This is a genomic window from Mycobacterium sp. E735, from assembly GCF_001666955.1.
GTDB lineage: Bacteria > Actinomycetota > Actinomycetes > Mycobacteriales > Mycobacteriaceae > Mycobacterium.
This window is the reverse complement of the sequence record NZ_LZIX01000258.1, coordinates 1-607: the sequence shown is the minus strand read 5'-3', so window position 1 is coordinate 607 and position 607 is coordinate 1. Positions and strand designations below refer to the sequence as shown.

Annotated in this window: 1 pseudogene; it reads right to left on the bottom strand. The window is 74.5% G+C overall.

Annotated features, from left to right (window positions below):
* A pseudogene (locus A5704_RS21150) lies at positions 1-607 on the bottom strand (hypothetical protein); the annotation flags it as partial.

Genomic DNA, 607 nt, shown 5'->3' with positions numbered 1-607 from the left:
GCCTTGTCCTCGGGCTTCGGGGGCGGCCACGGCGGCTGAGCCTCCGCCTGCGGTGCCTCGGCTTTGGGGGCCGCGGGGGCCGGGGCGGGCCGGGTCGGCGCGACGACCACGTTCTGGTTCGGGCTGGGCCGGACGTTGGCCGTGGGCCGGATGGCGATCGCCAGGGAGACGACCAACGCCACCACGCCGATGACGAAGACGCCCGCCACGATGCCTCCGACCAGCCGGAACGAGCTGCGCTGGGGATATCCCGCGTCGACGAGTTCGGTGGCGCCGGTGTGCGCGCCGGTGTAGAGGTCGTCGACCTCGTCGGGCACGGCGCTGTAGGCGAGCGCGTCCCTGCCCAGGGTGCCCGGGGTGTCGAAGTAACCGGGCGCGACCGCGAACGGGTTGATCGCGCCGGTGCCCGGGTCCTGGGCGTAAGCCAGCGCCGCGGTGGACGACGAGAACAGCGGGGCGTTCGCCGACGCCAGCGCCGCCCCGCGGGCCAGCGCCGTTTCGGGCTCCTCGGGCGCCGACAAGGGCAGCGAGGTGGCCGCCTCCAGCGCGGGCTTGATCAGCGGGATGTCGATGCCCGAGCCGACTACAAACACGCCGTCCGGCCGTG